Origin of the sequence: Natronobacterium haloterrestre (genome assembly GCF_900112205.1) — an archaeon.
GTDB classification, from domain to species: domain Archaea; phylum Halobacteriota; class Halobacteria; order Halobacteriales; family Natrialbaceae; genus Natronobacterium; species Natronobacterium haloterrestre.
On record NZ_FOKW01000005.1, the window covers coordinates 247578 to 271664 of the forward strand.

At 67.6% G+C, this 24087-nt stretch carries 27 protein-coding genes and 2 pseudogenes; 16 read left to right on the forward strand and 13 right to left on the reverse strand.

Annotation, left to right across the window (positions count from 1 at the left end; genetic code table 11):
• Window positions 1-5: 5 nt before the first annotated feature.
• Window positions 6-707 (forward strand): annotated as a pseudogene (locus BM113_RS11895) (transposase); the annotation flags it as partial.
• Between the two features lie 186 nt (window positions 708-893).
• Here BM113_RS11895 and BM113_RS11900 read toward each other — a convergent pair.
• A complete protein-coding gene (locus BM113_RS11900) occupies window positions 894-1754 on the reverse strand; it encodes a carboxypeptidase regulatory-like domain-containing protein (protein ID WP_245758037.1) in 861 nt (286 codons plus the stop codon).
• Between the two features lie 978 nt (window positions 1755-2732).
• Entirely contained in the window at window positions 2733-3068 is a 336-nt protein-coding gene (locus tag BM113_RS11905; RefSeq protein ID WP_342708119.1) for a hypothetical protein, read from the reverse strand.
• Window positions 3069-3468: 400 nt separating this feature from the next.
• Between BM113_RS11905 and BM113_RS11910 the strand changes: the two genes are divergently transcribed.
• The 3 genes from BM113_RS11910 (at window position 3469) to BM113_RS11920 (ending at window position 5518) form a co-directional block, all read left to right on the forward strand.
• Window positions 3469-4071, forward strand: a complete 603-nt coding sequence (locus tag BM113_RS11910) for an AAA family ATPase (protein WP_089788261.1) — start codon at window positions 3469-3471, stop codon at window positions 4069-4071.
• Window positions 4068-4481, forward strand: a complete 414-nt coding sequence (locus BM113_RS11915; RefSeq protein ID WP_007141341.1) for an RNA-binding domain-containing protein — start codon at window positions 4068-4070, stop codon at window positions 4479-4481. Before BM113_RS11910 ends, BM113_RS11915 begins: the two co-directional genes overlap by 4 nt.
• A gap of 89 nt (window positions 4482-4570) precedes the next feature.
• Window positions 4571-5518: a CBS domain-containing protein gene (locus tag BM113_RS11920; protein ID WP_089788263.1), complete on the forward strand. Its 948-nt coding sequence runs from the start codon at window positions 4571-4573 to the stop codon at window positions 5516-5518.
• 57 nt (window positions 5519-5575) lie between these two features.
• Here BM113_RS11920 and BM113_RS11925 read toward each other — a convergent pair whose 3' ends face one another.
• The 3 genes from BM113_RS11925 to BM113_RS11935 form a co-directional block, all read right to left on the reverse strand.
• The gene (locus tag BM113_RS11925; protein ID WP_089788265.1) at window positions 5576-6571 is read right to left on the reverse strand and encodes a hypothetical protein; all 996 of its coding nucleotides are present in this window, start codon (window positions 6569-6571) and stop codon (window positions 5576-5578) included.
• 132 nt (window positions 6572-6703) lie between these two features.
• Entirely contained in the window at window positions 6704-8089 is a 1386-nt protein-coding gene (locus BM113_RS11930) for a signal recognition particle protein Srp54 (RefSeq protein ID WP_089788267.1), read from the reverse strand.
• A 159-nt stretch (window positions 8090-8248) separates the two neighbouring features.
• Window positions 8249-8713, reverse strand: coding sequence for an FxLYD domain-containing protein (locus BM113_RS11935; RefSeq protein WP_245758038.1), 465 nt, complete (start codon window positions 8711-8713; stop codon window positions 8249-8251).
• Window positions 8714-8998: 285 nt separating this feature from the next.
• Between BM113_RS11935 and BM113_RS11940 the strand changes: the two genes are divergently transcribed.
• A complete protein-coding gene (locus tag BM113_RS11940; protein ID WP_007141336.1) occupies window positions 8999-9256 on the forward strand; it encodes a type II toxin-antitoxin system HicB family antitoxin in 258 nt (85 codons plus the stop codon).
• A 9-nt stretch (window positions 9257-9265) separates the two neighbouring features.
• Here the strand turns inward: BM113_RS11940 and BM113_RS11945 are convergent, their stop codons facing one another.
• Window positions 9266-10222: a TIGR03557 family F420-dependent LLM class oxidoreductase gene (locus tag BM113_RS11945; protein ID WP_089788269.1), complete on the reverse strand. Its 957-nt coding sequence runs from the start codon at window positions 10220-10222 to the stop codon at window positions 9266-9268.
• A 165-nt stretch (window positions 10223-10387) separates the two neighbouring features.
• Between BM113_RS11945 and BM113_RS11950 the strand changes: the two genes are divergently transcribed.
• The 4 genes from BM113_RS11950 to BM113_RS11965 all read left to right on the forward strand — a co-directional run bounded on the left by BM113_RS11950 (window position 10388) and on the right by BM113_RS11965 (window position 13951).
• Entirely contained in the window at window positions 10388-11836 is a 1449-nt protein-coding gene (locus BM113_RS11950) for a dihydrolipoyl dehydrogenase family protein (protein ID WP_089788270.1), read from the forward strand.
• A 182-nt stretch (window positions 11837-12018) separates the two neighbouring features.
• The gene (locus BM113_RS11955; RefSeq protein ID WP_089788272.1) at window positions 12019-12636 is read left to right on the forward strand and encodes an NAD(P)/FAD-dependent oxidoreductase; all 618 of its coding nucleotides are present in this window, start codon (window positions 12019-12021) and stop codon (window positions 12634-12636) included.
• Between the two features lie 2 nt (window positions 12637-12638).
• A complete protein-coding gene (locus tag BM113_RS11960; RefSeq protein WP_089788274.1) occupies window positions 12639-13268 on the forward strand; it encodes a VOC family protein in 630 nt (209 codons plus the stop codon).
• Window positions 13265-13951 (forward strand): alpha/beta hydrolase, encoded by a 687-nt coding sequence (locus BM113_RS11965; RefSeq protein ID WP_089788276.1) that lies wholly within the window; start codon window positions 13265-13267, stop codon window positions 13949-13951. The genes BM113_RS11960 and BM113_RS11965 overlap by 4 nt, the downstream gene beginning before the upstream one ends.
• A gap of 6 nt (window positions 13952-13957) precedes the next feature.
• Here BM113_RS11965 and BM113_RS11970 read toward each other — a convergent pair whose 3' ends face one another.
• Window positions 13958-15358, reverse strand: a complete 1401-nt coding sequence (locus BM113_RS11970; RefSeq protein WP_089788278.1) for a phosphoglucomutase/phosphomannomutase family protein — start codon at window positions 15356-15358, stop codon at window positions 13958-13960.
• A 101-nt stretch (window positions 15359-15459) separates the two neighbouring features.
• Here BM113_RS11970 and BM113_RS11975 point away from each other — a divergent pair, with 101 nt between their 5' ends.
• From BM113_RS11975 to BM113_RS11985, 3 genes are all read left to right on the forward strand, one after another.
• On the forward strand, window positions 15460-16086 hold the full coding sequence (locus tag BM113_RS11975; RefSeq protein WP_089788280.1) for an NADPH-dependent FMN reductase: 627 nt from the start codon (window positions 15460-15462) through the stop codon (window positions 16084-16086).
• A 301-nt stretch (window positions 16087-16387) separates the two neighbouring features.
• The gene (locus BM113_RS11980) at window positions 16388-16798 is read left to right on the forward strand and encodes an ArsR/SmtB family transcription factor (RefSeq protein ID WP_089788281.1); all 411 of its coding nucleotides are present in this window, start codon (window positions 16388-16390) and stop codon (window positions 16796-16798) included.
• A complete protein-coding gene (locus tag BM113_RS11985) occupies window positions 16795-17763 on the forward strand; it encodes a permease (protein ID WP_089788283.1) in 969 nt (322 codons plus the stop codon). Before BM113_RS11980 ends, BM113_RS11985 begins: the two co-directional genes overlap by 4 nt.
• Before the next feature lie 18 nt (window positions 17764-17781).
• On the opposite strand, the gene BM113_RS11990 is transcribed toward BM113_RS11985, so the two are convergent.
• The 3 genes from BM113_RS11990 to larB all read right to left on the reverse strand — a co-directional run bounded on the left by BM113_RS11990 (window position 17782) and on the right by larB (window position 19190).
• A complete protein-coding gene (locus BM113_RS11990; protein ID WP_089788285.1) occupies window positions 17782-18045 on the reverse strand; it encodes a GIY-YIG nuclease family protein in 264 nt (87 codons plus the stop codon).
• 119 nt (window positions 18046-18164) lie between these two features.
• On the reverse strand, window positions 18165-18314 hold the full coding sequence (locus tag BM113_RS23085; RefSeq protein ID WP_449289596.1) for a DUF7563 family protein: 150 nt from the start codon (window positions 18312-18314) through the stop codon (window positions 18165-18167).
• 108 nt (window positions 18315-18422) lie between these two features.
• Window positions 18423-19190, reverse strand: a complete 768-nt coding sequence (larB, locus tag BM113_RS11995; protein WP_089788287.1) for a nickel pincer cofactor biosynthesis protein LarB — start codon at window positions 19188-19190, stop codon at window positions 18423-18425.
• A gap of 290 nt (window positions 19191-19480) precedes the next feature.
• On the opposite strand from larB, the gene BM113_RS12000 reads away from it, so the two are divergent.
• Window positions 19481-19648, forward strand: a complete 168-nt coding sequence (locus BM113_RS12000; RefSeq protein WP_005578700.1) for a DUF1931 family protein — start codon at window positions 19481-19483, stop codon at window positions 19646-19648.
• 132 nt (window positions 19649-19780) lie between these two features.
• Window positions 19781-20374 (forward strand): GNAT family N-acetyltransferase, encoded by a 594-nt coding sequence (locus tag BM113_RS12005; protein ID WP_245758039.1) that lies wholly within the window; start codon window positions 19781-19783, stop codon window positions 20372-20374.
• Window positions 20375-20393: 19 nt separating this feature from the next.
• Here the strand turns inward: BM113_RS12005 and fni are convergent, their stop codons facing one another.
• On the reverse strand, window positions 20394-21455 hold the full coding sequence (gene fni / locus BM113_RS12010) for a type 2 isopentenyl-diphosphate Delta-isomerase (RefSeq protein WP_089788289.1): 1062 nt from the start codon (window positions 21453-21455) through the stop codon (window positions 20394-20396).
• Window positions 21456-21583: 128 nt separating this feature from the next.
• Between fni and BM113_RS12015 the strand changes: the two genes are divergently transcribed.
• Entirely contained in the window at window positions 21584-22006 is a 423-nt protein-coding gene (locus BM113_RS12015) for a hypothetical protein (RefSeq protein WP_089788290.1), read from the forward strand.
• Between the two features lie 42 nt (window positions 22007-22048).
• Window positions 22049-22471: pseudogene (locus BM113_RS12020) on the forward strand (hypothetical protein); the annotation flags it as partial.
• 11 nt (window positions 22472-22482) lie between these two features.
• Here BM113_RS12020 and BM113_RS12025 read toward each other — a convergent pair.
• Both BM113_RS12025 and rpiA read right to left on the reverse strand, forming a co-directional pair.
• Window positions 22483-23193 (reverse strand): class I SAM-dependent methyltransferase, encoded by a 711-nt coding sequence (locus BM113_RS12025; RefSeq protein WP_089788292.1) that lies wholly within the window; start codon window positions 23191-23193, stop codon window positions 22483-22485.
• Between the two features lie 76 nt (window positions 23194-23269).
• The gene (gene rpiA / locus BM113_RS12030) at window positions 23270-23980 is read right to left on the reverse strand and encodes a ribose-5-phosphate isomerase RpiA (RefSeq protein ID WP_089788294.1); all 711 of its coding nucleotides are present in this window, start codon (window positions 23978-23980) and stop codon (window positions 23270-23272) included.
• Window positions 23981-24087 lie beyond the last annotated feature (107 nt).

Below are 24087 nucleotides of genomic sequence, written 5' to 3' on the forward strand. Positions count from 1 at the left end.
ACCAATTCAGGGCCTTTCAACCAGTCACGATCGACGATTCTCGACTGGATTCAGCGCTAGCCGACGAAGCGGCTGCCCTGGATATTGGCGCGAACAACCTCCTCGCGTGTACGACGACGACCGGCAAGCAGTACCTCTACGAAGGACGCGACCCGTTCGACCGGTTCCACGAGACGACACACGAGATCGCCGATCTCCAGTCGGAACTCGAGGACGGGCGGTACACGTCGAAGCGTATCCAGCGCCCCTACCGGCGTCGGACGCGACGGCGAAACCACGCGATGGACACACTCGCCCGCGATCTCATGGAACGGCTTCACCGATGGCGTTGGGACGGTCTACGTCGGCGACCACACGGACGTCCTCGAGACCCATTGTCGGTTCGAACGAACGAGAAGCTACACGCCTTCTGGGCGTTTCGCCGATTCATCGACCGACTCGCGTGTACGGCCGAAGAGTACGGCATCACCGTCGAAGTCCGCTCGGAAGCGTGGACGGCCCAGGAGTGTCCCGCCTGTGGCTCTCGAGAGGATACGACGCGCCACCGCGAGACACTCACGTGTTCGTGCGGCTTCGAGGGACATGCCGACCTCGCCGCGCCCGAGACGTTCCTCAGGCCGTACGAATCGATAGGCAGGCCGATGGCACGGCCCGTGTGCCTCAAGTGGGACGACCACTCATGGTCGGCGTTAACGAGACGCGATCGTCTCGTTCGCACACCAGAAATCGGAGATTTCTGGGGACGTCATCACGCGCTCACCGTCTCAACGAGGAGCACAGAAACCGGAGTATCCGCGTCTAGGAGAAAGTCGCTCGCGTGGTGGTTCGGCATGAGCCGAGACCCCCAACGTGAGGAATCCCACGGCTTTAGCCGTGGTGGGGATGTCAACGTCCTAGTCGTTCTCCGCTTCCGAGAGCGTCAGCAGAACCGCCTCGTCGTCGCCGTCCAGTTCGACCATCTCCCGTGTCTCCTCGTACTCGTCTTCCGCTCCGCCGGCAGTGATCTCGTACTCGCCGTCCGCCAGGTCCTCGAACTCGACGAGTCCGTCGTCAGTCTCGGCTTCCCGCTGCTCGCCCGACCCGAGAAGCGGGTCGTCGGTCGACTCGAGTTCGACGGCGACGCCGTCGATCGAATTCCCGTCGTCGTCCTCTACGAGCACGGTTAGCGCGTTCGTTTCGTCCTCGTCCGCCGACGCGAGCGTCAACAGGACCGCCTCGTCGTCGCCGTCGATCTCGACCGTCTCGCGCGTTTGTTCGTACCCGTCGGCGTCGGCGACGAGTTCGTACTCGCCGTCCGCGAGGTCGTCGAACTCCGCCTGGCCGTCCTCGGTGTGGACCTCACGGTCCTCGTCCTCGAGTTCGACGGTCGCGTTGTCGATCGAGTCCCCGTTTTCGTCCTCGACGAACGCGGTCAGGGCGTAACGGTCGTTCTCTTCTTGCTCGTCGTCGCTATCGTCCCCGTCGTCAACGCCGTCCTGTTCGTCGCTATCGTCCCCGTCGTCGCTCCCGTTTTCATCGTCCTCTTGCTCGTCGTCTCCGCTATCGGCTCCGTCGTTCCCGTCACCGCCCCCGTCTTCATCGCTGCCCCCGGTGCCGTCGTCATCCGCCGTCTCGTCTTCGCCATCCGTGACGTCCGTCTCTTCGTCCGTTTCCGCAGTCCCGCCGCCGTCGCCGTCGCCGTCCGTACCCCATCCCTGGTCGTTCCACTCGTCGTTTACCGCTCCGAAGGCACTGCCGACTGAGGCCCCGCTCACGGCGAGGACCAATCCGGCTACCAGAAGAACGACTCCGCTGAGTGTGAGCAAAACCTGGACCGTCGACGTTATCGACCGGGTCTTCGATCGCTGTCGTTGGACGTTTCGGCGCATTATCGAACCCCCTCGGTTAGTGCCACACCGTTCGATTTCCCGTCTGGATCACCCAGTCTCGGACTCGAGCGATCGGATCGATACCCTCGTCGGATCCCGATAGCAGCGAGACACGTTTCGGGACGGGCAGCGGTGGCGGCGACCGACCGAGCCGCGTCGATTCTGCACGCCGTCGGAACCGTTGACGGTGTCTGCGGTGTGCGGATACAGGTGAGTTCATTACGTCACCGTTTCATCCCGTACCGGTTCACTATGGGCCGTATAAGCGACTCCCGCTCGTGAAAACGATCGGATCGGGAGCGGGATACTCGGGGACTGTCGGTGCGATCGGTGAGTGGCACTCGACGGTTCGCCGTCGCCTCGTTTCGCTTCGGCCGATCCATAGCGAAGGCGAACCGGTGACGGAACATCCGGACGGGAACCCGCGTCAAAAGGACGGGCTTCGGCGGGCGGAGCGATCCTCGAGCGGGAGCGATTCGCGGTTTATACTCGTGTTAAACCGCGGTCTGTGGCGCGGACGATCCCAGAGCCGAGCAACCGAAGCCGTCGAACCGGAGGGATTCTCGAGGGGACCGAGGACGTGATCGGAAACGAGACGCCGCGGAACGAACCGACGTGGGGTGCCGCGTCGGTGGACTCGGCCTGTCCGTGTCTACGTTCGCTCAACCCGCGGACGAGGGGTCAAAAGAACTGCGAGCGCACTGCCGGCGTATCTCGTCGGTAGTGTCTCCTACACGCGGCAGTTCGTGAGCGACTCGAGGTATCCACGCGGCGGTCCGTCGATCGCGGGCTCTCTCGTGGGCACGATGGGTCGAAAAATAGTCCGAAAATCGGAATTATCGATGAGCGTCGACAACAGCGGGGTTACTCCCCGGTGTCGTCTTCCTCGTTTTCGTCGTTCTCCTCGCCGTCTTCGCCGTCTTCTTCGTCACCGGAACCGTCCTCGTCGTCGGTTTCTTCTTCGTCTTCCTCATCGTCGCCGGATCCGTCCTCTTCCCCGACCGCGTCTTCCTCATCGTCGCCGGATCCGTCCTCTTCCCCGTCCGCGTCTTCTTCATCGTCGCCGGATCCGTCCTCTTCCTCGTCCGCGTCGTCACCGAACCCGCCGTCTTCGTCGTCTTCCTCCATGGGGTCGTCGGGATCTTCATCGCTGACCGGGTTGGTTTCGTCGTCCGTACAACCAGCTACTGCCGCAATCATACCGACACCGAGCGCCTTCGTGAATCGACGTCGATCGAGGATTCGTTCCGTCATAGCGCGTCCGGGGCGACGAGGGACTGGAAAATAAGAGGGAAACTCCGTTTCTACGATTGGTGCTAATTCAGACGAGTTGCCGATTATTACCGTCACGACAAGCGAACCGTTGCGTTCGCCACCGACGTTTCCCCTCGCACAACGATCCGCTCGCAGGGGAAAACGGATCTTTGAACGGCCGGAGGACCCGCTCGTGGGATCCCGCCGAGGGAGTCTCGAGGGGCACAACCGTTCGCCACAGCGAAACCGAGCCGAATCGAAGTTACACTGGCGACAACCGCGGCATACGGGACGTCGCGATCGACGAACACAGTCCTTATGCGGGTGTCGCTGCTATCTCGTCTCGATGCACGTCATCGGAACGGTGGGTCTCCCCGGCAGCGGGAAAGGCGAGGCCGCCACCGTCGCACGCGAGGACGGAATCCCGGTGGTGACGATGGGCGACGTCGTCCGCCAGGAGACGGCCGACCGCGGGCTCGATCCCGCGAAAGACCACGGAAAAGTCGCCCAGGCGCTGCGCGACGAGAACGGCCCGGCCGCGATCGCCGAGCGCTCGTTGCCGATGATCGAGGATCGCCTCGAGGACGGCGACGCGGTGCTTGTCGACGGCATCCGGTCGGGGACCGAGGTCGACGTCTTCGAAGAACGGTTCGGCGACGACTTCACCCTGATCAGTATCGAAGCGCCGTTCGAGGTCCGGGCGGAGCGGATCGACGCCCGCGGGCGGGACGCCGACGAGAACGACGGCGGCGAACCCCTCGCGGCCCGCGACGAGCGCGAGCGCGGGTTCGGGATGGACGACGCCATGGAACGGGCAGACGTCGTCGTCGAGAACACCGGCTCGCTCGAGGCCTTCCACGAGCAGGTTCGGCGGATCATCCGCGAGGGGCCGGAGGCGGTCGCCGACGAGTCCGGAACCGACGCCGAGAACACGGAGGTACGACAATGAGCGACATCTACCGCGTCGACGTCGAGATCACGGCACCGGTCTACGACACCGAAGTCACGAGTCGGGTCGCCGACGCCGTGAGAAACGTCTTCCCCAACGCCGACCTCGAGGAGGAGTTCGGCGAGATCAGGGCCGAGACGCACTCGCTGGAGCACTTCTCCGACCTGTTGCACCGCCAGGAGATCCTCGACACCGCCCGCGGCGAGTTCTTCGCGAACCGCGACGGGGACACCTTCTCCTTCGCGCTGAAGAAGCAGGCGGCGTTCGAGGACCGGGTGAACTTCTCGGTCGGCGAGCCGGACGAACTGGGCGAGATCAGCGTCCGCGTCCGCGTCGAGGAACCGACGGTCGAGGAGTACATCGACCAGATCGCGCCGCCGACGGAGGACGGGCGGCCGGTCGACGGGTAGCGCCGGGAGCCGTTTTCCGTCCTGTCCGAACGCCGACCCGACGACCGGAGGGTGGGTCATAATAGGTCCCGATCGTGTAGGACGGTACCATGCACGACACGATCCCCGCCGCCGAGATCATGGTCACCGACGTCGTCACGGCCCCGCCGGACGCGAGCGCGACCCGGGCCGCGACCCTGATGCGCGACGAGGGCGTCAGCTCGGTCGTCGTCTGCGGCGGTCGTGACGACGGACCCGTCGGCATCGTCACCGAAGGCGACTTCGCGACCCAGCTGTGCGAGCGGACGGACCTCGGCGACCTCGCGCTCGAGTCGGTCATGTCCGAACCCCTCGAGACGATCACCGAGGAGACGTCCATCGTCGACGCAGTCGCCGCCCTCGAGGCCGAAGGAGTCGAGCACCTCCCTGTGGTCGACGACGACTCCGGCGACCTCGTCGGCATCGTCACCACGACGGAGCTCAGCTACTTCGTTCCCCACCTGCTCCACCGGGGTCGCCCCGGGGCGATCGAACTCGAGGACGGTCCGCAGCGACGGCAGGTGCGTACCGACACCCAGTACGAGCGCGACGACTGGGAGTTCGAGTACCGCGGCGAGGACGAGTCGACCGTCTCGGTCGGTGACGTCGCGCGCTTCTCGAAGGTCCTCTCGGACGAGGACGTCGAGGCGTTCGCCGAGGTCAGCGGCGATACGAACCGGCTTCACCTCGACGACGACTACGCCCGCGAGACCAGGTTCGGGGAGCGGATCGTCCACGGCGTGCTCGCGAACGGGCTGATCAGCGCGGCGCTGGCGAGGCTGCCGGGATTGACGATCTACCTCTCCCAGGAGAGCAGTTTCCACGCGCCGCTGTCGATCGGCGACCGCGTCACCGCCGCCTGCGAGGTTAGCGAGGACCTCGGCGGCGAGAAGTACCGGATCGAGACGGTCGTGACCGACGAGGACGACACCGTCGTCCTCGAGGGCGATGCGGTCGTGTTGATCGACGAGATCCCGGCGGTACCGGCGACGGGGGAAGAGTCGGCGACCGCGGAGTGAGTAAATCGCCTCGGGGTCAAGCCCCGTGGCATCCGCCTCGATTCTTCTGTGAACGAGTCAGTCCGCGCAGTCGTTTGCGTCCTCGAGCGCGTCCTCGGCCTCGTCCCGGTGATCGCGGGCGTCGATCACGTCGCCGTCGGCGGCGGCCGCGGACGCCGCCGCGAAGGAGCCGGCCGCATCCGAGAAGTTGCGACTCTGGCAGAGCGCGGTCTCGAAGTACGACACGAGCCCGTCCGGCGCGTCTGCTTTCCCGCCGTCACCGGTGAGCGTCCCGGTCGCCGCCTCGAACGCTTCCTCGGCCGCGCGGAACGCGTCCTCCGCTTCTTCGTGGTTCCGCTCGTCGGCCTCGTCCTGCCCGCGCTCGAGGTGTTCGGCCCCGTCCAGGATCGACTCGTAGCCCCTGCCGAGCGTCCGAAGCGAGTGCAGGACCGTACCGAGCCGTTCCGCACCGGCCTCGACTTCGTCGAGATCGACGATCGAGAGTTCCTCCAGGCGATCGGCAGAAAGCGCCTCGAGACCGGACATCGCCTCGTCGTACCGGTCGGCCGCCGCCCCGAGGTCGGCCGTCCGTTCGTCGAGGATACCCCTGGCCGTCTCGATGTCGCTGTCCTCCTCGCTCAGGGCCTCGTTGACCGCGTCGATGTCCGCCTCGAGGCTGTCGTCGGCGATGGTCGCCGTCACCTCGATCAGCGCCGCGAGGACGTCCGCGTACCGCCGGAGCGCCTCGATATCGTCGTCGCGGTCCTCGAGTTCCGCCTCGGCGGTCTCGAGGTGGTCGCGGGCCGTCTCGAGGTGGTCACGGGGCTCTGCGGGATCGAACTCGAGGTCGTCGGGGTCGTCGACCTCGCCGACGTCCAGGGCGAGCGCGGCGTTGTTCAGTTCCCCGACCGCGCGATCGAGCGCGCGTTCGCCCGTTCGGTCCGGGACGTCGGCCTCGCCGCCGTCGTCGCCGCCGGGGTCGTCGTCCGCGAGTTCGTCGAGACACCCCGCGAGCGACACCGCGCCGAGGGCGACGCCGGAGCGAACGAGATACTGTCGACGGTGCATACTCATGGTACTCGAGGCTTGGTCTAGCCGTTCTTGAAGGTGGCGGGCGGAGACCTGTCGGTAGCGTGTAACGATCGGGGAGCACTCGAGACGGGAGCGCAAACGCGAAATCGCGAAACGACCGGGGAGCAGCCGTCGTCAGAACGGGCCCATACCGCCCATGCCGCCGCCACCGCCGCCCTGTTGCATCTGCTTCATCATGCGTTGCATCTCCTGTTCGGAGCCCATGCCCTGGAACTGCTTGATCGTCTTCTCCATCATCTTGTACTGCTGGAGGAGTTCGCGGACGTCCTCCTCGTCGGTCCCCGAGCCACGTGCGATGCGCTCGATCTGGCTCGCGCCGATGGCCTTCGGGTACTCCTTTTCGGCCTCGGTCATCGAGTCCATGATGACCGAGAACTTGCGCATCCGCTCCTGGGTGACGTCCATCGCGTCGTCGGGCAACTGGTCTTTGATCCCGCCGCCGAAGCCGGGGATCATGTCCATCACCTGGTCGAGCGGCCCCATGTTGTTCATCGCCTCCATCTGTTTCTGCATGTCGTTGAGGGTGAACTGGCCCTGCAGCATGTCCTCGGGGTCCCAGTCGTCCTCCTCGATCTCCGTCTGCTGCATGGCCCGCTCGACGCGCTCGGCGAGCTGGGAGAGGTCGCCCATCCCGAGCAGCCGGGAGATGAAGCCGTCGGGCTCGAACCGTTCGACGTCCTGGACCTCTTCGCCGGTCCCGAGGAAGGCGATCGACGAGTCGGTCTGGTCGACCGCCGTCAGCGCGCCACCACCCTTCGCCGTCCCGTCGAGCTTCGTGATGACGACGCCGTCGATGCCGATCGATTCGTCGAACTGCTGGGCCTGGTCCTTCGCGCCCTGACCGATCGCCGCGTCGAGCACGAGCAGCGACGTGTCGGGTTCGACGACGTCCTCGATCTCCTCGATCTCGTCGATCAGGTCGTCCTCGAGGGCGTGGCGACCCGCCGTGTCCACGATGTGGACGTCGGCGTCGCTGGTCTCTTCCAGCCCGTTGCGGGCGATCTCGACCGGATCGTCGTTGTCCGGGTTGCCGTAGAAGTCGACCTCGGCGCGCTCGGCCATCTCCTTGGCCTGGTCGTACGCGCCGGGCCGGAAGGTGTCGGTCTGGATGACGGCCGGACGCAGCCCCTTCGTCGAGAACCACCAGGCCATCTTCGCGGCGGAGGTGGTCTTCCCGGACCCCTGCAGCCCCGCGAGGAGGATCGTCTGCTCCTCGAGGGGCAGTTCCGTGGAGTCGCCGATGAGTTCGACCAGTTCCTCGTAGACGATACGGAGGACGAAGTCCCGCGCGGGGGTACCGGCGGGTGGCTCCTCCTCCATGGCGCGTTCCTTGATGTTGTCGGACAGCTCCTGCACGAGCGAGATTTCGACGTCGGCGGAGATCAGCGACCGCTGGATCTCCTTGACGATCTCATCGACGTCCTCCTCGCTAATTCGTGACTTCCCGCGGAGCTTGTCGAGGCTGCCCCGCAGAGAACTGCCGAGATCGTCGAGTACCATTTACGGGAGTTACGGGACGACGGCGTTAAAGGCTTTTTCTACGGGGACCCGGATTCGCAAGCACGGGATCGGCGGGACGGCCGTTCGCTCGAGATCAGCCGAGATCATCCGAGATCGAACCGGGCATCGCTGGCGGCGTCGCCGTCGCCATCGCCGTCGTCACCACCTGACACCCTCGAGCGAGAGATCGTAGTCCGCTACCACGTCCGTGTCCTCGTAGATCATGATCTCGAACTGTCGGGAGGACCCGGGAGCCAGTTCCCGGACCGTCTCCTCGTACTCGTTCAGGACGGTCCCGTCGCCGTCGAAGACTCGCACTCGCAGGTCGGCCCTCGAGAGCCGGGAAGCGCCGCGGTTCTCGAGGGTACCCCGGACGTAGAGTTCCTCGATCACCTCGCGCCCGCTCCCGGTCGCTTCGTCGCCAACGCCGCAGGCGGAGACGCGAAAGTGGTGCGTGACGAGGTCGTCGTCGGCGATCACGAGGTCTGGATCGGGACTCACATCGGGCGAAGCGTCACCGTCGCTCGTTTCGTCGTCCTCCCGTCCCGAATCGGCAGTCGTACAGCCCGCTACCGCGGCCGCCACCGAGACGCCGGTCGTGCGCAACAGCGTGCGTCTGTTCATGGATCGGAAACGTCGAACGGTCCGAAGCGAGGTCTCGACCGACTTCGAGGCCGAGTCGGTATACCCCTCGTGCCGTCGAGGCCGGGGCCGTCCCTACCTCTCCCGTCGAGCGATCGAGCCCTGCGTACGGTACCGAATCCCGCGCGTCGGACGGTAAAGGGACTGGTTCGATCGTAGAACGTGTCCGGCGAATCGAACGTCGGCCGAAGTGCCACGCGACAAAGTGCCGTATCGCCCGCGGTCCGCGTCGGTGCGTATTTCACTCGAGGGGGACTAGACCGGGACATGAGCTCCGAGGACTCCGCGGAACACGAGCCCGTCGACCTCGAGGACGTCGACGCCGATCCGTCGGCCTACGACGCGCTCGAGGACGCCGAGGTGGCGATGCGCGTCAACGAACACGGTCTCTACATCGTCGACGACGAGGAGACCGGCGTCTCGAGCCAGGGGGGGACCCCCGAGGAGGCGGTCGCGAACCTGGCCGAAGCCGTCGCCTCACACGAGCAGGCGATGTCGGGCGGTTCGGGCGACGACTGGCTGTAGATCGGCGCGTCAGTCGATCGCCGGGACGACCTCGTTCTCGTAGAACTCGACGAACTCGGCCTGGTTCGGCCCGATCTGGTGGATCGCGACGTGATCGAACCCGGCGTCGACGTACTCCCGGATCGCGGCGACGTGGTCCTCCGGATCCGGGCCGCAGACGACCAGTTCCGCGACGTCGGACTCCGAGACGGCCTCGGTCGCCTGCTCGAAGTGGGCCGGCGTCGGGAGCTCCCACATGAGTTCGCCCGGCAGCGCCGCTTGCGGCCAGATCTCGTGGGCCGTCTCGATCGCCTCCCGCTCGTCCTCGGCGTAGCAGACGTCGATCTCGGCGTACCGCGGGTCGTTCGTGCCGCCGGCCGCCTCGTACGTCTCGACCAGGCCGTCCTCGGGTTCGACCGCGACGAGTCCGTCGCCGATCTCGCCCGCGGCCCGCGCCGCGTTCGGCCCGTCCGCGGCGACCGGGATCGGCGGCGGCTCTTCGGGCACCGTGTACAGGCGCGCGTTTTCGACGGTGTAGTAGTCCCCGCGGTAGCTGACGGTCCCGCCCTCCCACAGCGTCCGGATGATGTCGACCGCCTCGCGGAGCATCTCGAGTCTGACCGCGTGTTCGGGCCAGCGGTCGCCGAGGACGTGTTCGCTCAGCTGTTCCCCGGTGCCGACGCCGAGGAAGAATCGGTCGGGCAGCTGTACGGCAGCGGTCGCGGCCGCCTGCGCGACGATGGCCGGGTGGTAGCGGATGATCGGACACGTGACGGCGGTGCCGAGCGTGAGGTCGTCGGTCGCCGCCGCGATCGCCCCGACCACGTTCCAGACGAACGGGCTCTCGCCCTGCGTCGACGTCCAGGGGTGGAAGTGGTCGGAGATCATCGCGAACTCGAACGACGACTCCTCGGCGAGGGTCGCGTACTCGACGAGGTCGCGCGGGCCGTGCTCCTCGCAGATGAGTTTGTAACCGATGTCGGTCATGGTAGGTACTGGGTCGAACGCCGCTGGCGTGGCCGCACCGACGCCGACCGTGCGCTTAGTGGTCCCACTTGCAACCGCACCGCTCGAGTCGCGACACCTCGCGTCGCCTTGCGGGCGGCAACGCCACGCGCCCGTTTTACGATCCAGTCCGTCGTGACACGCGGCATGGAGACCCACGAGTACGACCTCGTCGTCGTCGGCGGCGGGTCGGGTAGCCAGGTCGCGACCGCCGCCGCCGACCGCGGCCTCGAGGCGGCCGTCGTCGAACGCGGCCCGCTCGGCGGCGCGTGTATCACCCGGGGCTGTGTCCCGTCGAAGGCGCTCATCCACCGGGCGGACGTCGCGGAGACGGTTCGACACGCCGAGCGCGCGGGCCTCGAGGCCTCGCTCGACCTCGATACCGTCGCCTACGGCGAGATCACCGACGCGATCCACGAGTTCGTCTACGAGAAGGCCGATCGGCAGGCCCAGAGCCTCGAGGACGCCGACCGGATCAGCCTCTACAGGGGCGAGGGGAAGTTCGTCGACGACCGCGTCCTCGAGGTGGAGCCAGTCGACGCCACGGAGGCGGATCGGGTCCGCCGAATCGAGGGCGAACGGGTCGTCGTCGCCGTCGGCAGTCGGCCGATGACCCCGCCGATCGACGGCCTCGAGGAGGTCGCCTCCCTCACCAGCGACGACGCGCTCTACCTCGACGAGCGACCGGACGAACTCGTCGTCGTCGGAGGCGGCTACATCGGGGCCGAACTGGGCTACTTCTTCGGCGCGCTCGGCACCGAGGTGTCGATCGTCGGCCGCAGCGACCGGCTGGTCCCGCGGGAGGACGACGACGTAAGCGAACAGATCACGGCCGCGCTCGAGTCGTCCTGCGACCTCTACACCGGCCACGAGGCCGCCGGGGTGGAGGGGACGGACGACGGCGTCGTCGTGACCGCGCAAGCGGGCGACGGCGAGACCGTCGATCTCACCGCCGACGAACTCCTGGTCGCGACCGGCCGAGTCCCGAGCACAGACGCGCTGAACCTCGAGGCGACGGGGATCGAGACCGACGACGCGGGCTACGTCGAGACCGACGCGACGCTCGAGACGACGGTCGACGGCGTCTGGGCGCTGGGCGACGTCGTCGGCGACCAGCCGTACAAACACGCCGCGGACTACGAGGCCCGCGTGGTGGCGGCCAACGCCCTCGATCTCGCGGACGGCGAGCGGACGGTCGACTACGAAGCGATGCCTCACGCGATCTTCACCTCGCCCCAGGCGGCGAGCGCCGGGGCGACGGAGGGAGAACTCCGGGAACAGGGCCGATCCTACGAGTCGGCGACGGTCCCGTTCGACGTCTCGCCGCTCGGGACGATCCGCGACGCCGACGGCCTGGTCAAGGTGCTCGCCTCGCCGGGCGGCGAGATCTTGGGCTGTCACGTCGTCGGTCCGGAGGCCTCCGCGCTGATCCAGGAGGTCGTCGTCGCGATGGATCGCGGGACGGGCACCGTCGCGGACGTCGCGGAGACGGTCCACGTCCACCCGGCGCTCTCGGAGTCGCTCGAGGCGGCGTTCGAGGAACTCGCCGACCCCGAGGTATCGACGGCACCGGACTGGCGGGACGTCGGGGAGTGATACGGGTTGCTGTCCCGATGTACCGGCGCAACCGCAACCCGGGCGGCGATTGCGCCGGAACTGACGCACAGTAACCCGTATGACGGCCCCGTCAGGTCGGCTCGAGGCCGGTAACAGTGGTGTCACGTGATTGGTTCCGGGTCCCTGCTAGGTTGATACGGCTGCGGTAACATAATGTAACCGTGAGCAACGATACTGACGACACGGCGTCCGAAGACGCATCGGTCCTCGTCGTCGGCGGCGGCCCCGCCGGCCTCAGTGCGGCCCTGTTCGCGGCGAAGAACGGCCTCGAGACGACCGTCTTCGACGGTGACGACACCTGGATGCACAAGGCCCACCTGTTCAACTACCTGGGGATCGGTTCGGTCGGCGGCAGCGAGTTCATGGCGACCGCCCGCCAGCAGGTCGACGACTTCGGCACGGACCGACGGCAGGGCGACGAAGTGACGGCTGTAGGCGAGACCGCCGACGGCTTCGCGGTCGAGACCGACGGGGGCGAGTACGAGGGGGACTACCTCGTCCTCGCGACGGGTGCGAACCGCGACCTCGCCGAGGAACTCGGCTGTGCGTTCACCGAGGAGGGCGTGGTCGACGTCGGCGTCGACATGGAGACGAGCGTCGACGACGCCTACGCGACGGGGGCGATGGTCCGACCCGAAGAGTGGCAGGCCGCCATCGCGGTCGGCGACGGCGCGGCCGCCGCACTGAACATCCTGTCGAAGGAACAGGGCGAACACTACCACGACTTCGACGTCCCGGCCGACGCCGAGCGCCTCTTCGGCGAGGAACTCGCGGAGTGACCATGACCGGAAACGACTCGAACGCCGACGAGGCGCCGGTCACGCCCGATCTCCCCGACAGCCCGTTCCACACGACGGGGACCGACCACATCACCATCTGGGGAAGCAACGAGGAGGACACGATCGAGTTCTACCGCGACCTCCTCGGAATGCCGCTGGTGCTTCGCCAGCCGAACCTCGACGACCCCTCCCAGACGCATCTGTTCTTCGACACCGGTGACGGTCGGATCCTGACGTTCTTCGTCGGCGACCGTCCATCCGCACGCGGCCAGCGCGGCGGCGTCGGGGCCGTCCACCACCTCTGTTTCAGCGTCGATCCCGACGAGTACGAGGACGTGATGGCCTCGCTCGAGGAGGCCGGTCACGGCTACAACGTCTTCGACCGGGGGATCTTCCACTCGATCTACACCAAGGACAACAACGGGCTGGTGATCGAACTCTCGACGGACAAGTACGAGATTCCCGACGACCGCCGCGGCGAGGTGCTGGCGAAGGCCCAGGAACTCCGCGAGGCAGACGGGGCCGACTACGCCAAGGACGAACACCTCCGGGGAGCGATCGAGGAACTCGGCCTCGAGGTCGTCGAACACGACCTCCCCGAGGCGAGCGCGGGCGTCGGAGGCGTCGAATGAGCCGGCGCGGTCGGGGGCCCACGGGACACCGGGGGGAGGACCCCCACGGCGACCAGCCGCTGGTCACCGCCGGCACGGCGCTTTCCGACGCCGAGGCCGCCGTCGTCCTGGCCCACGGCCGCGGCGCGACCGCGCGGGGCATCGTCGGGATGGCAGACGAGATCCACCGCGAGGGCGTCGCCTTCCTCGCGCCGCAGGCGGCCGGCAACACCTGGTACCCGAACTCGTTTCTCGCGCCCGTCGAGCGAAACGAGCCGGGCCGGACCTCCGGCCTGGGAGCGATCGAGGATGCGATCGACGAGGCCGCCGACGCCGGGGTTCCGGCCGAGCGCGTCCTCGTGCTGGGGTTCTCCCAGGGAGCCTGCCTCGCCAGCGAGTTCGTCGCGCGCAACCCCCGCCGGTACGGCGGCCTCGCCGCACTGAGCGGCGGGCTCATCGGCGAGGAACTGGACGACCCCGACGCGTACGCGAGCGAGGGGAGCCTCGAGGGCACACCCGCGTTCCTGGGCTGCAGCGACAGCGACCCCCACATCCCCGAGGAACGCGTCCACGAGACGGCCGCGGTTCTCGAGGAACTGGACGCGGACGTCACGACGCGAATCTACGAGGGGATGGGCCACGGCGTCAACCGGGACGAACTGGCCCGCGTCAGCGAGCTGGTCGCGGACCTGCTCGAGCGGTAGCCGGCATCAGACGAGCGGGTCGACCAGTTCCTCGCCGACCTCGAGCAGTTCGCCGACCCGCTTCTCGTCGGTCGACTCGGCGTAGACCCGCAGGACCGGCTCGGTCCCGCTCGGGCGGACCAGCAGCCACGAGCCGTCCGACAGGAGGAGCTTGAACCCGTCGGCCGTGTTGACGTCCTCGACGTCGACGCCGGCGACGGCGTCCGGGATCTCGTCGCCCAGGTCGTCGATCACCCGCGCCTTCTCGTGGTCCGGACAGGGGACGCTCGTCTTGTCCTGGACGACGGTGCCGTGTTCCTCGAGGAGGCGGTCGATCCGGGCGTCGAGCGGTTCGCCGGCGTGCATCGCGGCCGCCAGCAGCGCCAGCAGGACGCCGTCCTTCTCGCGGACGTGACCGCGGATCGTGAACCCGCCGGACTCCTCGCCGCCGACGAGGGCGTCGCCCTCGGCCATCGCCTCGGCGACCCACTTGAACCCGACCGGCACCTCCCGGACCGACTCGCCGTGAGCCTCGGCGACGCGGTCGATCAGGTACGTCGTCGACACCGTTCGGACCGCGGGACCGGTGTCGTCCTCGAGCAGGTAGTCGTACAGCGCGGCGAAAAACAGGTTCTCGTCGAGGTAGCCCCGATCGGGCGTGACGACGGCGATCCGGTCGGCGTCGCCGTCGTTTGCGATCCCGAGGTCCGCGTCGCCGCTCGTGACGCGGTCGATCAGCCCCTCGAGGTTCTCCGGCGCGGGTTCGGGTGCGCCGCCGCCGAACTCGGGGTCGCGCTCGCAGCGCAGTCGCTCGACCGCGAGGCCGGCGCGCTCGAGGACGGCGTCGGTCGTCCCGCGGCCGCTGCCGTGCATGGCGTCGTAGGCGACGGACAGGTCGGCATCGGAGAGGTCGGCGGTTCCGGTCACCGACTCGACTAGGTCGAAGACGGCGTCGGCGTGGGGCGTCGCGAGGTCGACCTCGCGGACGGTACCGTGTTCGCTCTCGGGGAGGGGGTCCGGCTCCGCGAGTCGGTCCGCGATGGCGTCGGTCACCTCGGGGAGCGCCGGCGCGCCGTCGTCGGGGATGAACTTCACGCCGTTGTACTCCGGCGGGTTGTGCGAGGCGGTGATCGCCAGTCCGCCCGCGAGGTCCCGCTCGACGATGGCGTGGGCGACCAGCGGCGTCGGCCGGTCGCGCTCCGGGACGAGGACGTCGAACCCGTTCACACACAGCACCCGGGCGAGTTCCTCCGCAAAGCCCCGCGAACTCTCGCGGGCGTCGTACCCGATCACGACCGGCGCGTCGGCCCCCTCGTCGGCGAGGTAGGTCGCGACCGCCTGGCCCACCATCCGGACCCGCGGCGTCGTGAACTCCTCTAACGTCGCCCGCCAGCCGTCGGTACCGAAACTGATCGTCTCCGTCTCCATACCCGTTCATCACCGCCCGGTTCGAAAAAACCGACGCCCTCGGATCGCCGACGGCGACGGAAAGCGCCGCCGATTTCCGGATCGATCCCGTACCGGGTGGCATGACGTCCCCTGAATCTCCCGCCTCGCCGCCTTCCGAGCCTCCGACAGTCGTCGCCGTCAGCGGCAGCCTCCGCGAGGGGAGCTACACCCGGACCGCCCTCCAGTACGCGCTCCGGGCCGCCGCGGACGCCGGCGCCGAGACCCGCCTGCTCGACCTCCGCGAGTACGACCTGCCGGTCTACGATCCCGACCGCGAGGACACAGAGCAGGGCGACGCCCTCGAACTCCAGCGTCTCGTCCGCGAGGCCGACGCCGTCGCCCTCGGGACCCCCGTCTACCACGGCTCCTACTCGGGGGCGCTGAAGAACTTCCACGACTACTGCGGCTGGGACGAGTACGAAGACACCACCGTCGGCCTGCTCGCGACCGCCGGCGGCGGGAGCTACGGGTCGACGCTGGATCATCTCCGGATCACCGTGCGAGGGGTCCACGGCTGGGTGCTCCCCCACCAGGTCGGGATCCGCAACGCCTCGAGCCGGTTCGTCGACGACCCGGAGGCGATCGACGGCCGGACGTTCGAAGAGGAGGACCTGCAGGAACGCGTCGAGAAACTCGGCCGAATGCTCGCGAGGTACGCGTTCATCGATCCCGACGTGAGTTCGGCTCGAGCCGACGCCGACGACTGAACGGCGATCGACCCCGACCCCAGAACGAACTTCCTCGATACGAACTGTCGCCCACAGCGCCCCGTATCGGTGGGCCCCGGCCCCAGTATAGCGGTACGAGGGGCCGTGCATCCTGATTTTGATGCGTTCGGGAACGACGAGCTACCTCACCGCCAGATTAAAGTTATATCGGAGAATACCGATTTGTATGTCGCTCATCGATCGCGTCCTCGGCACGGAGAAGGGAGAGAAAGGCGAAGAAACGGACGAATGCTGTGACGTTCAGATCGAAGAAATCGAATCCGACGGAGACTGATCGACCATGTCCGATCTACCATCGAGCGGTTCGACCGACGGAACGGAATCGGCAAGCGGCACGCTCCGGCGGCTCGAGAGCGACGAGGCGGGCGACAGTTGCTGTGACGACCCGATCCTGGAGACTCGCCGTGCAGACGACGAAACCGTCGCCGCCGAACTGGCGGTGTTCAAGACGCTGGCGAACGAGAAGCGGCTCCGAATCGTCGAGGCCCTCCGTGGCGGCGAACTCTGTGCCTGTGAACTGGAGGCCATCCTAGACGCGCCCCAGTCGACGGTCTCGTCACACCTCTCGCGGCTCCGGGAGGCGGGGATCGTCAACACCCGGAAAGAGGGGAAGTGGACCTACTACAGGATCGCCGACACGGCCAGCCTCCAGTTGCTCGATCTGGCCGCGGCGCTGGGTGACGACTCGTGATCCCCCCCGGTTACGAGACCGCGCTGCTCGAGTCCTGGGAGTACTTCATCCACCTGGCGATGGTGCTCGCGCCGCTGTTTATCGCGGCGTCGTTCGTGGTCGGACTCGCACAGGAGTACCTGCCGCCCGAGCGCGTCGAGGCGGTCCTCCGGTCGCGCGACACGGGGAGCGGGAACGTCCTCGCGGCCGTGCTGGGCGCGATAACCCCGTTCTGTTCGTGTTCCACGGTTCCCGTTCTCGCCGGCCTGTTGGGAGCCGGTGCGCCCATCGGTACGTCGTTTTCGTTCCTGCTCGCGTCGCCGATCGTCAACTGGATCGCGGTGTTCCTGCTCGTCGGCCTCTTCGGCGCGAACGTCGCGATCGCCTACGTCGTCGCGGCGCTTCTCGCAGCGATCGTCGGCGGCCTCGTCATCGGCAGCCTCGACCTCGAGCACTACGTCAAAGAGGTCCGAATTACCGCCGGCGGACGCGAGATCACGACCGACGGGGGAACGGCGACGGCGTGTGGCTGCGACGGGCCGACGACGGCGGAGGGAACCCATCGCGAACGGATCACCGCTGCCGCACGGGGTGCGCTCTCCTTTTTCCGGGACACGTTGCCGTACATCCTCGTCGGCATCGCGATCGGTGCGCTCATCCACGGTGCAGTGCCGGAAACCGTTCTCCAGCGCATCGCCGGACCGGAGAACCCGCTTGCGACCCCGCTTGCCGCGCTCGCGGGTGCGCCGGTGTACGTGAGCATCAGCGGGATGCTCCCGATCGCCCACTCGCTGGCCGAACAGGGGATTCCGATCGGAACGGTGATCGCGTTCGTGATCGGCGGCGCTGGAGTCAGTATCCCGAACCTGATCCTCCTGAACAAGCTCTTCGAGCGTCGGTTGCTCGTCATCTACGCCGGGACAGTCGTCGCGATCGGCGTGGCCGTCGGCGTCCTCTTCAACACCGTGCTAGCCGGCGTAGTGTGAACCGCCTCGCGAACGCGGTCACGCCCTCCCGGAATCGAGTCCGACCAGCCGTTCCTTCTCCCGGCGGCTCAGTTGCTTGATCTCGTACTCTCGAGACATCGCCGCCGAACGGGTCTCGTACCGTTCGTGATGGACCAGTTCGACCGGCGTACGACCTCGCGTGTACTTCGCCCCGTCGCCGGCGTCGTGTTCCGCGACGCGTCGCTCGAGGTCGGTCGTGTATCCAGTGTATAGGGAGCCGTCGGCACACTCGAGGACGTAAACGACGTAGTCGTCCGCCATCGGACCGCCGTACGGCGGCCGTCATCAAAAGCATCCGGATCGGGCGGACGAACGGGGGCGCGTGATCGTCGTTGTCGCGATTTTGCGCGATCGGTTTCGGTCGGACGGTACAGCGGAGATCAGGCGCCGCGAACGCGTTTTCTCGCGGCTTCCGCGATACCAGCGTTCGCGGAGCAGCTTACACACGCGTGAATTTCGCCGTGCTCGTCGGCGAAGACACGTGCGAAGCGTTCGGAGACATGCGCGCCGCAGTGGTCACACTTGGGCATTGGGCACACCGGCCGAAGCCGGTACCTGCTGGTATTCGCCGTGTGCTTAAAAACGCTTTCCCAAACGAAGTTTGGATTTCCGAATCAGAATAATATCTTGGCGGTGCGTTAATCAGATCGGTCGCGTGCCGAATCGACCGTTCGGGCGATCAGGGTAGCCTGACCCCCAGCGACGAACCCCGCATCGACGTTGACGGCGGACATGACCGTACACGACTGGAGCATGCCGTACAGCGCCGCCTCACCGTCGCCGCCGTAGCCGTAGCCGCTCGAGACGGGGAGGCCGATGACCGGCGTGTCGACCAGCCCCGCGATCACCGTCGGTAACGCGCCTTCGCGGCCGGCGGCGACGATCAACACGTCGGCCTCACGGAACCGATCGGCCTGATCGAGTGTGCGGTCGAGCGCCGCGACTCCCACGTCGTCGACCCGGTCGATCGTCGCGCCCGCGTCGCGACAGACGAGCTCCGCCTCGTCGGCGACCGCCTGGTCTACGGTCCCCGCGGTGACGATCCCAATCGTCGCTGACAGCGAGGGTCGCTCACGGTCCGGCGTCTCGATCAGTGCGGCGTCGCTTCGGCGTTCGACGGTCGCGTCGGGGAACGACTCGCCGATAGCGGACTCGAGGGAGGCGATCTGTCGGTCCGAGAGTCGCGTCAGGAGGGCCCGATCGGTCGTCTCGAGAGCCGTCTCGGCGAGTTCGACTACCTGTTCCGGGGACTTCCCCTCGGCGAGAATCGCCTCGGGGATCCCGCGTCGGTGCTCCCGGGCTGCGTCGAACCGGCCGGCATCGCCGGTCACGTATCCCTTGAGTTCGGCCTCGGCCTCGGCCGGCGACAGCGAGCCGTCGGCGACGGCGTCGAGGAGTTCGCGCATACCACACGTCGTCGGCGGACGTATTCGAATCCGTCGACTACCGATCGATCGGTCCGGGCGAACGCGAGAGCGGTCCCCCGTCGCGGCGGAACCCGCGCGAGCGGCCATCCCTGGCGCGCGCGAGCCGGAATAGCCGATTTCGTGGCCGGGGATCCTGGCCGCGCGATTCATCGGACATATACTTTCCGGTCACAGCGGCCGTCGAAACCGACGAATCAACCCCTACAACCCCAGTATTTCCGCTGATAACCACAACCTTTATACAAGGGAAAGGGAAACCGATACATCGTATGGCAGACCTTATCGTCAAAGCCGCTGTCAAGGAAGCGCTCGATGACAAGAACGTCGCTTCGGACTTCTACGAAGCACTCGACGAGGAAGTCGACGAGCTTCTCGAAGACGCCGCCCGACGCGCGGAAGCCAACGACCGGAAGACGGTCCAGCCCCGCGACCTGTAAGGAGTCGGACTGCCGTTTTCGTTTTTTCGTGCCGAACTGTCCCACTCGATCCCCGTAGTCGCCCGTATCGCCATTCCTGACAACTGGGAACGGTCCCCTGGACGTATCGGCCGGGAGCGCGACGTATCGTGTATGACGAGCGTCCACTACCCCCCGTCGGACGCGTGGGACCCCAGCCGGTGTACCCGAACGGAGCACTGTCCGCCCCGCTGTCCCCGGTTCGTCGACAAGGAGGGCCGCGCCATGCTGGTTCGTCGCGTCGAACCGGGCGACCGTGACCGGCTGCTGGCGATGTACGAGCGGTTCGACGACTCCTACCGGGCCCAGGGGCTCCCGCCGACGTCGGCGGACCGCCGCGAGGGGTGGCTCTCGCGGATGCTCGAGGAGGGACGGAACTTCGTCGCCGACCTCGAGGGAACGCTCGTCGGCCACGCGTTCTACACGCCGGCCGACCACGCGGAGCCGGAACTGGCGGTGTTCGTCCATCAGGACTATCACGGCCGCGGGATCGGGACGGAACTGTGCAAACGCATCGTCGCGAGCGGCGCGGCGACCGACCGTGACGCGATCGTCCTCGAGGTCGAGCGAAGCAACCGCGTTGCCGTCCACGTCTACCGGAAACTGGGGTTCGAGACGGTCAGGGACGGCCGCGAACTCTTCATGCGGCGCTCGCTCGAGGAGGAGTCGGAAAACCCGTTCCCGCGGCCGTCGCCGGCCGGAGTCTGACGGCGACTCGACGCAGAAACTACCCCGAACGGGACTCGAGATACTCCTTCGTCCGCCCGAGGACGACGTGGTCCGCCTCTCGCAGGTCAGCGACCGACGCCGAGCCCGTGACGAACATCGCCGTCCGCAACTCGAGTTCGAGGGTCTCGATCAGGTCGACGACCGCCTCGGTGCCCTGCCCGGCCGGGCCGAGGAACGGCTTCGCGAGGCCGCCGGCGCTTGCACCCAACGCGATCGCTTTCGCGATGTCCAGCCCCGAGCGGACGCCGCCGCTGGCGATGACGGTGTCGTGTTCCGACGCGGCTTCGACGGTGCTGACCGCGGTCGGGACGCCCCAGGCGCGAAACAGTTTCCCGATCTCCTCCTGGCGGTCGGCCCCGACCGCCGCGGCGCGGTAGGACTCGATGCCGGACCACGTCGTCCCGCCCTGGCCGGCGACGTCGACGGCGTCGACGCCGGCGTCGGCGAGTCGCCGCGCCGTATCGCGGGCGATCCCGTTGCCCGTCTCCTTGACGATCACCGGCACCGACAGCCCGTCGGCGACCCGTTCGATCGCCTCGAGACAGCCCCGCGCGTCGACGTCGCCCTCCGGCTGGACGGCCTCCTGCAGGAAGTTCAGGTGGACCGCGATGGCGTCGGCCTCGATCATGTCGACGGCCGCCTCGACGTCCTCGAGGTCGTACTCGAGCAACTGGGCCGCACCGACGTTGCCGTAGAGGAAGGCGTCGGGCGCGACGTCGCGGACGACGGTGTAGGACTCGAGCAGGTCCTCGTCGTCGAGTTCGAGGCCGGCGCGCTGGCTGCCGACGCCCATCGCGACGTTCGTCTCCCCGGCGGCCTCGGCCAGCGCCCGGTTGATCTTCGTCGTGTTCGGGTGGCCGCCGGTCATGCTCTCGATGACGATCGGGGCCGCGAGTTCGTGCCCGAACAGCGTCGTCGTCGTGTCTATCTCGTCGCGGTGGACCTCCGGGAGCGCCTCGTGGACGAGTTCGACGTCGGCGAAACCGGTCCCCGACGTCTCGACGTCTTCTTCCTCGATGATGCGGATGTGATCGTCTTTCCTGTCGGATGTCTCGGGCATCGAATCGTCTCCACCGGAACTGCGAGCGACGGGGTTGAAAAGGTTTCACTGTCCGTTCGCGTCGGTCCGGCTCGAGGCGATTGCACCTGCGAGCCCAGGTTTTTCCGATCCGACGGTGACGTTCCTCCATGCTCCGCCCGCTGCTGATCGCCTTCGGCCTGTACGAGATCGCCAAACCGGAACCAGTGATCGACGCCTGCGAACGGATCGGCCTGGCGAACCCCGAGGACGTGGATCGCCGGTCGTGGGCGCTGTGGGGCGCTCGAGCCGAGGGCCTCGCGTTCGTCTGGCTCCTGGCCCGCCGGGAATCGGGGTCGCGGATCGTCAACGCCGCGCTCGCGCTCGCCGGCGCGGTGCTCGTGTTCGTCCCCGATCCCGTCATCGAACTCAGCCAGACGCTCGTCTACGAGAACACCGAGGACCTCGAGTTGAAGCCGTGGGTGAAGCCGGCGGCCCGCCTGCTGGGAGTGTTGTACCTCGTCGTCGTCGCCCTCTCGGCCCGGAGCGGACCGGACGAGGTCGAGAGCGAGGGGGCGGCCGAACCGGAGTGACGCGCCCGGCGACTTTTTCTCCGGCACCGTCGAAGGGAGCCCATGCTCCGCCCGCTGGCGATCGGCTTCGCCGTGCTCGAGATTCTCGCACCGGAACGGATCGTCGGCCCCGCGGAACGGCTCGCTTTCGAGAACCCGGATGACGGACGGCTCCGGCCCTGGACGCTGCCGATTGCCCGGCTCGAGGGGCTGGCGTTCCTGTGGCTGCTCGTCCGGCCGAATCGGGACCCGAACCGGAATCAGGACCGGGGGCTCTCGGGACTTCAGTCCCCCCTGGGCGCGTTCGGGGCCGTGCTGGCACTGGCACCGCGAACGACCCTCGAGTTCTTCCTCGACGTCGCCTACGAGAACGCCGCGGATCTCGAGGTGAAACCGTGGGTGGTGCCGGCGACGCGGCTGCTCGGTGCCCTGTATCTGGCCGTCGGGCTGTTCGCCGCCCGCGCCGACGCTCCGGAGGACGACCGAGAGAAAGGGAACTACCCCGCGAGCGTCGAGAGCCGTGCCCGGATCGTGTCGACGATCGACTCCTGGGACGGCCGGGCCTCGATCAACGTGAGAATGCCCAGCGCGCGCGTCTCGGCCTCGCGGACCGGCAGGCCGGTCCGCAAGACGAGTTTCAGCGGCTCCTGGTTCCACCGACAGCCCGCGGAAGCGTAGTGGACGTCCGCGAACCGGTCCTGGAAGCGAGCGATCGGCCCCACGTCGCTGCGTCCGTGTTCGAACAGCAGGATCCGTCCCCCCGGCCGACACACCCTGTCCATCTCCTCGAGGGCCGCCACGGGGTCCGGGAACGTACAGGTCGACAGCGACGAGATCACGGTGTCGAAGCTGTCGTCGTCGAACGCGAGGTCCCCGGCGTCCATCCGGCGAACCGTCCCGTCGACCTCGAGGTCGTCGAGTCGCTCGCGGGCGCTCGCCAGCATCTCCGGGCTGATGTCGATCCCCACGAGGTCGACGTCCGACGGGAGATAGGGGAAGTTCACCCCGTTCCCGCAGGCGACGTCGAGGACGCGCCCCGACGCGTCGCCGAACAGTTCGCGGCGATACCGGCCGGTGAGCCGCCGGTCGAGCCAGTCGAACCGATCCATCCACGGGGCACAGTCCGCGTACGACTCGCGGATCTCCTCGAGCGACATGGGACGCGGGCCGGCCGGCTCCCCCGCCGATCCGGTCGTGTGCGAAGCCATAGCACGACCTTCGATTTCGACGACAAAAGAGCCCCAGGCTCGTTCTCGGCGACCGCGATTCGATAACGAGGGCGCGTCAGTATTCCCGAACCTCGAGCCCCTCCTCGCTGCCGACGTACGCGGTGTCCGCCAGGTCGACGAACAGCCCGTGTTCGACGACGCCGGGAATACTCGAGAGCGTCGACGCGAGCGCCCCGGGATCGTCGATCGGTCCGAACTCGCAGTCGAGCACCAGGTTCCCGTTGTCGGTGACCACCGGCCCGTCCTTGCGCTCGGCCTCCCGCAACGAGGGCTCGCCGCCCGCCTCGCGCACACGGTCGGCGACGACCGGGCGGGCGTCCGGCAACACCTCGAGCGGGACCGACCGCTCGAGTCTGTCGGTCAGTTTCGAGGGATCGGCGACGACGACGAACCGTTCGGCCGCCGCATCGACGAACTTCTCGCGGGCGTGGGCCGCGCCACCACCCTTGATCAGCGCGCCGTGGGCCGCCTCCGGGTCGTCGGTGTCGACGACCTGATCCGCCCCGTCGATCGCCAGGTCGACCGTCTCGACCGCGTCGAGCGTCGTCAGCGGAATCCCCGCCTCGAGCGCGAGTTGTCGGGACTGGAACGAGGTCGGGATCCCCTGTACCTCGAGGCCGTCGGCGACCGCCTCGCCGATCGCCTCGATCGCGTAGGCCGTCGTCGACCCGGTTCCGAGGCCAACGACGTCGCCGTCCTCGACCTCCTCGGCCGCGCGTTCGCCCGCCCGGCGCTTCGCTGTCTCGGTGCCGCCCTCGGTCTTCATGCGTGATCGAGCGGGCGGCGACGGCAAAAACGTTGTACCTCGGCTCGAGATCCCGGTCGGCCCCTCGTTTCCCAGTCCGTACGAATCGTCGACACCGCTTTTCGTCG

Excerpts from the sequence above, each read along its gene's own strand:
- BM113_RS11905 (WP_342708119.1), bottom strand. The coding sequence starts at position 3,068 with ATGATTGCGGCAGTAGCTGGTTGTACGGACGACGAAACCAACCCGGTC.
- BM113_RS11910 (WP_089788261.1), top strand. The coding sequence starts at position 3,469 with ATGCACGTCATCGGAACGGTGGGTCTCCCCGGCAGCGGGAAAGGCGAG.
- BM113_RS11915 (WP_007141341.1), top strand. The coding sequence starts at position 4,068 with ATGAGCGACATCTACCGCGTCGACGTCGAGATCACGGCACCGGTCTAC.
- BM113_RS11920 (WP_089788263.1), top strand. The coding sequence starts at position 4,571 with ATGCACGACACGATCCCCGCCGCCGAGATCATGGTCACCGACGTCGTC.
- BM113_RS11925 (WP_089788265.1), bottom strand. The coding sequence starts at position 6,571 with ATGAGTATGCACCGTCGACAGTATCTCGTTCGCTCCGGCGTCGCCCTC.
- BM113_RS11930 (WP_089788267.1), bottom strand. The coding sequence starts at position 8,089 with ATGGTACTCGACGATCTCGGCAGTTCTCTGCGGGGCAGCCTCGACAAG.
- BM113_RS11935 (WP_245758038.1), bottom strand. The coding sequence starts at position 8,713 with ATGAACAGACGCACGCTGTTGCGCACGACCGGCGTCTCGGTGGCGGCC.
- BM113_RS11940 (WP_007141336.1), top strand. The coding sequence starts at position 8,999 with ATGAGCTCCGAGGACTCCGCGGAACACGAGCCCGTCGACCTCGAGGAC.
- BM113_RS11945 (WP_089788269.1), bottom strand. The coding sequence starts at position 10,222 with ATGACCGACATCGGTTACAAACTCATCTGCGAGGAGCACGGCCCGCGC.
- BM113_RS11950 (WP_089788270.1), top strand. The coding sequence starts at position 10,388 with ATGGAGACCCACGAGTACGACCTCGTCGTCGTCGGCGGCGGGTCGGGT.
- BM113_RS11960 (WP_089788274.1), top strand. The coding sequence starts at position 12,639 with ATGACCGGAAACGACTCGAACGCCGACGAGGCGCCGGTCACGCCCGAT.
- BM113_RS11965 (WP_089788276.1), top strand. The coding sequence starts at position 13,265 with ATGAGCCGGCGCGGTCGGGGGCCCACGGGACACCGGGGGGAGGACCCC.
- BM113_RS11970 (WP_089788278.1), bottom strand. The coding sequence starts at position 15,358 with ATGGAGACGGAGACGATCAGTTTCGGTACCGACGGCTGGCGGGCGACG.
- BM113_RS11975 (WP_089788280.1), top strand. The coding sequence starts at position 15,460 with ATGACGTCCCCTGAATCTCCCGCCTCGCCGCCTTCCGAGCCTCCGACA.
- BM113_RS11980 (WP_089788281.1), top strand. The coding sequence starts at position 16,388 with ATGTCCGATCTACCATCGAGCGGTTCGACCGACGGAACGGAATCGGCA.
- BM113_RS11990 (WP_089788285.1), bottom strand. The coding sequence starts at position 18,045 with ATGGCGGACGACTACGTCGTTTACGTCCTCGAGTGTGCCGACGGCTCC.
- BM113_RS23085 (WP_449289596.1), bottom strand. The coding sequence starts at position 18,314 with ATGCCCAAGTGTGACCACTGCGGCGCGCATGTCTCCGAACGCTTCGCA.
- larB (WP_089788287.1), bottom strand. The coding sequence starts at position 19,190 with ATGCGCGAACTCCTCGACGCCGTCGCCGACGGCTCGCTGTCGCCGGCC.
- BM113_RS12000 (WP_005578700.1), top strand. The coding sequence starts at position 19,481 with ATGGCAGACCTTATCGTCAAAGCCGCTGTCAAGGAAGCGCTCGATGAC.
- BM113_RS12005 (WP_245758039.1), top strand. The coding sequence starts at position 19,781 with ATGACGAGCGTCCACTACCCCCCGTCGGACGCGTGGGACCCCAGCCGG.
- fni (WP_089788289.1), bottom strand. The coding sequence starts at position 21,455 with ATGCCCGAGACATCCGACAGGAAAGACGATCACATCCGCATCATCGAG.
- BM113_RS12015 (WP_089788290.1), top strand. The coding sequence starts at position 21,584 with ATGCTCCGCCCGCTGCTGATCGCCTTCGGCCTGTACGAGATCGCCAAA.
- BM113_RS12025 (WP_089788292.1), bottom strand. The coding sequence starts at position 23,193 with ATGGCTTCGCACACGACCGGATCGGCGGGGGAGCCGGCCGGCCCGCGT.
- rpiA (WP_089788294.1), bottom strand. The coding sequence starts at position 23,980 with ATGAAGACCGAGGGCGGCACCGAGACAGCGAAGCGCCGGGCGGGCGAA.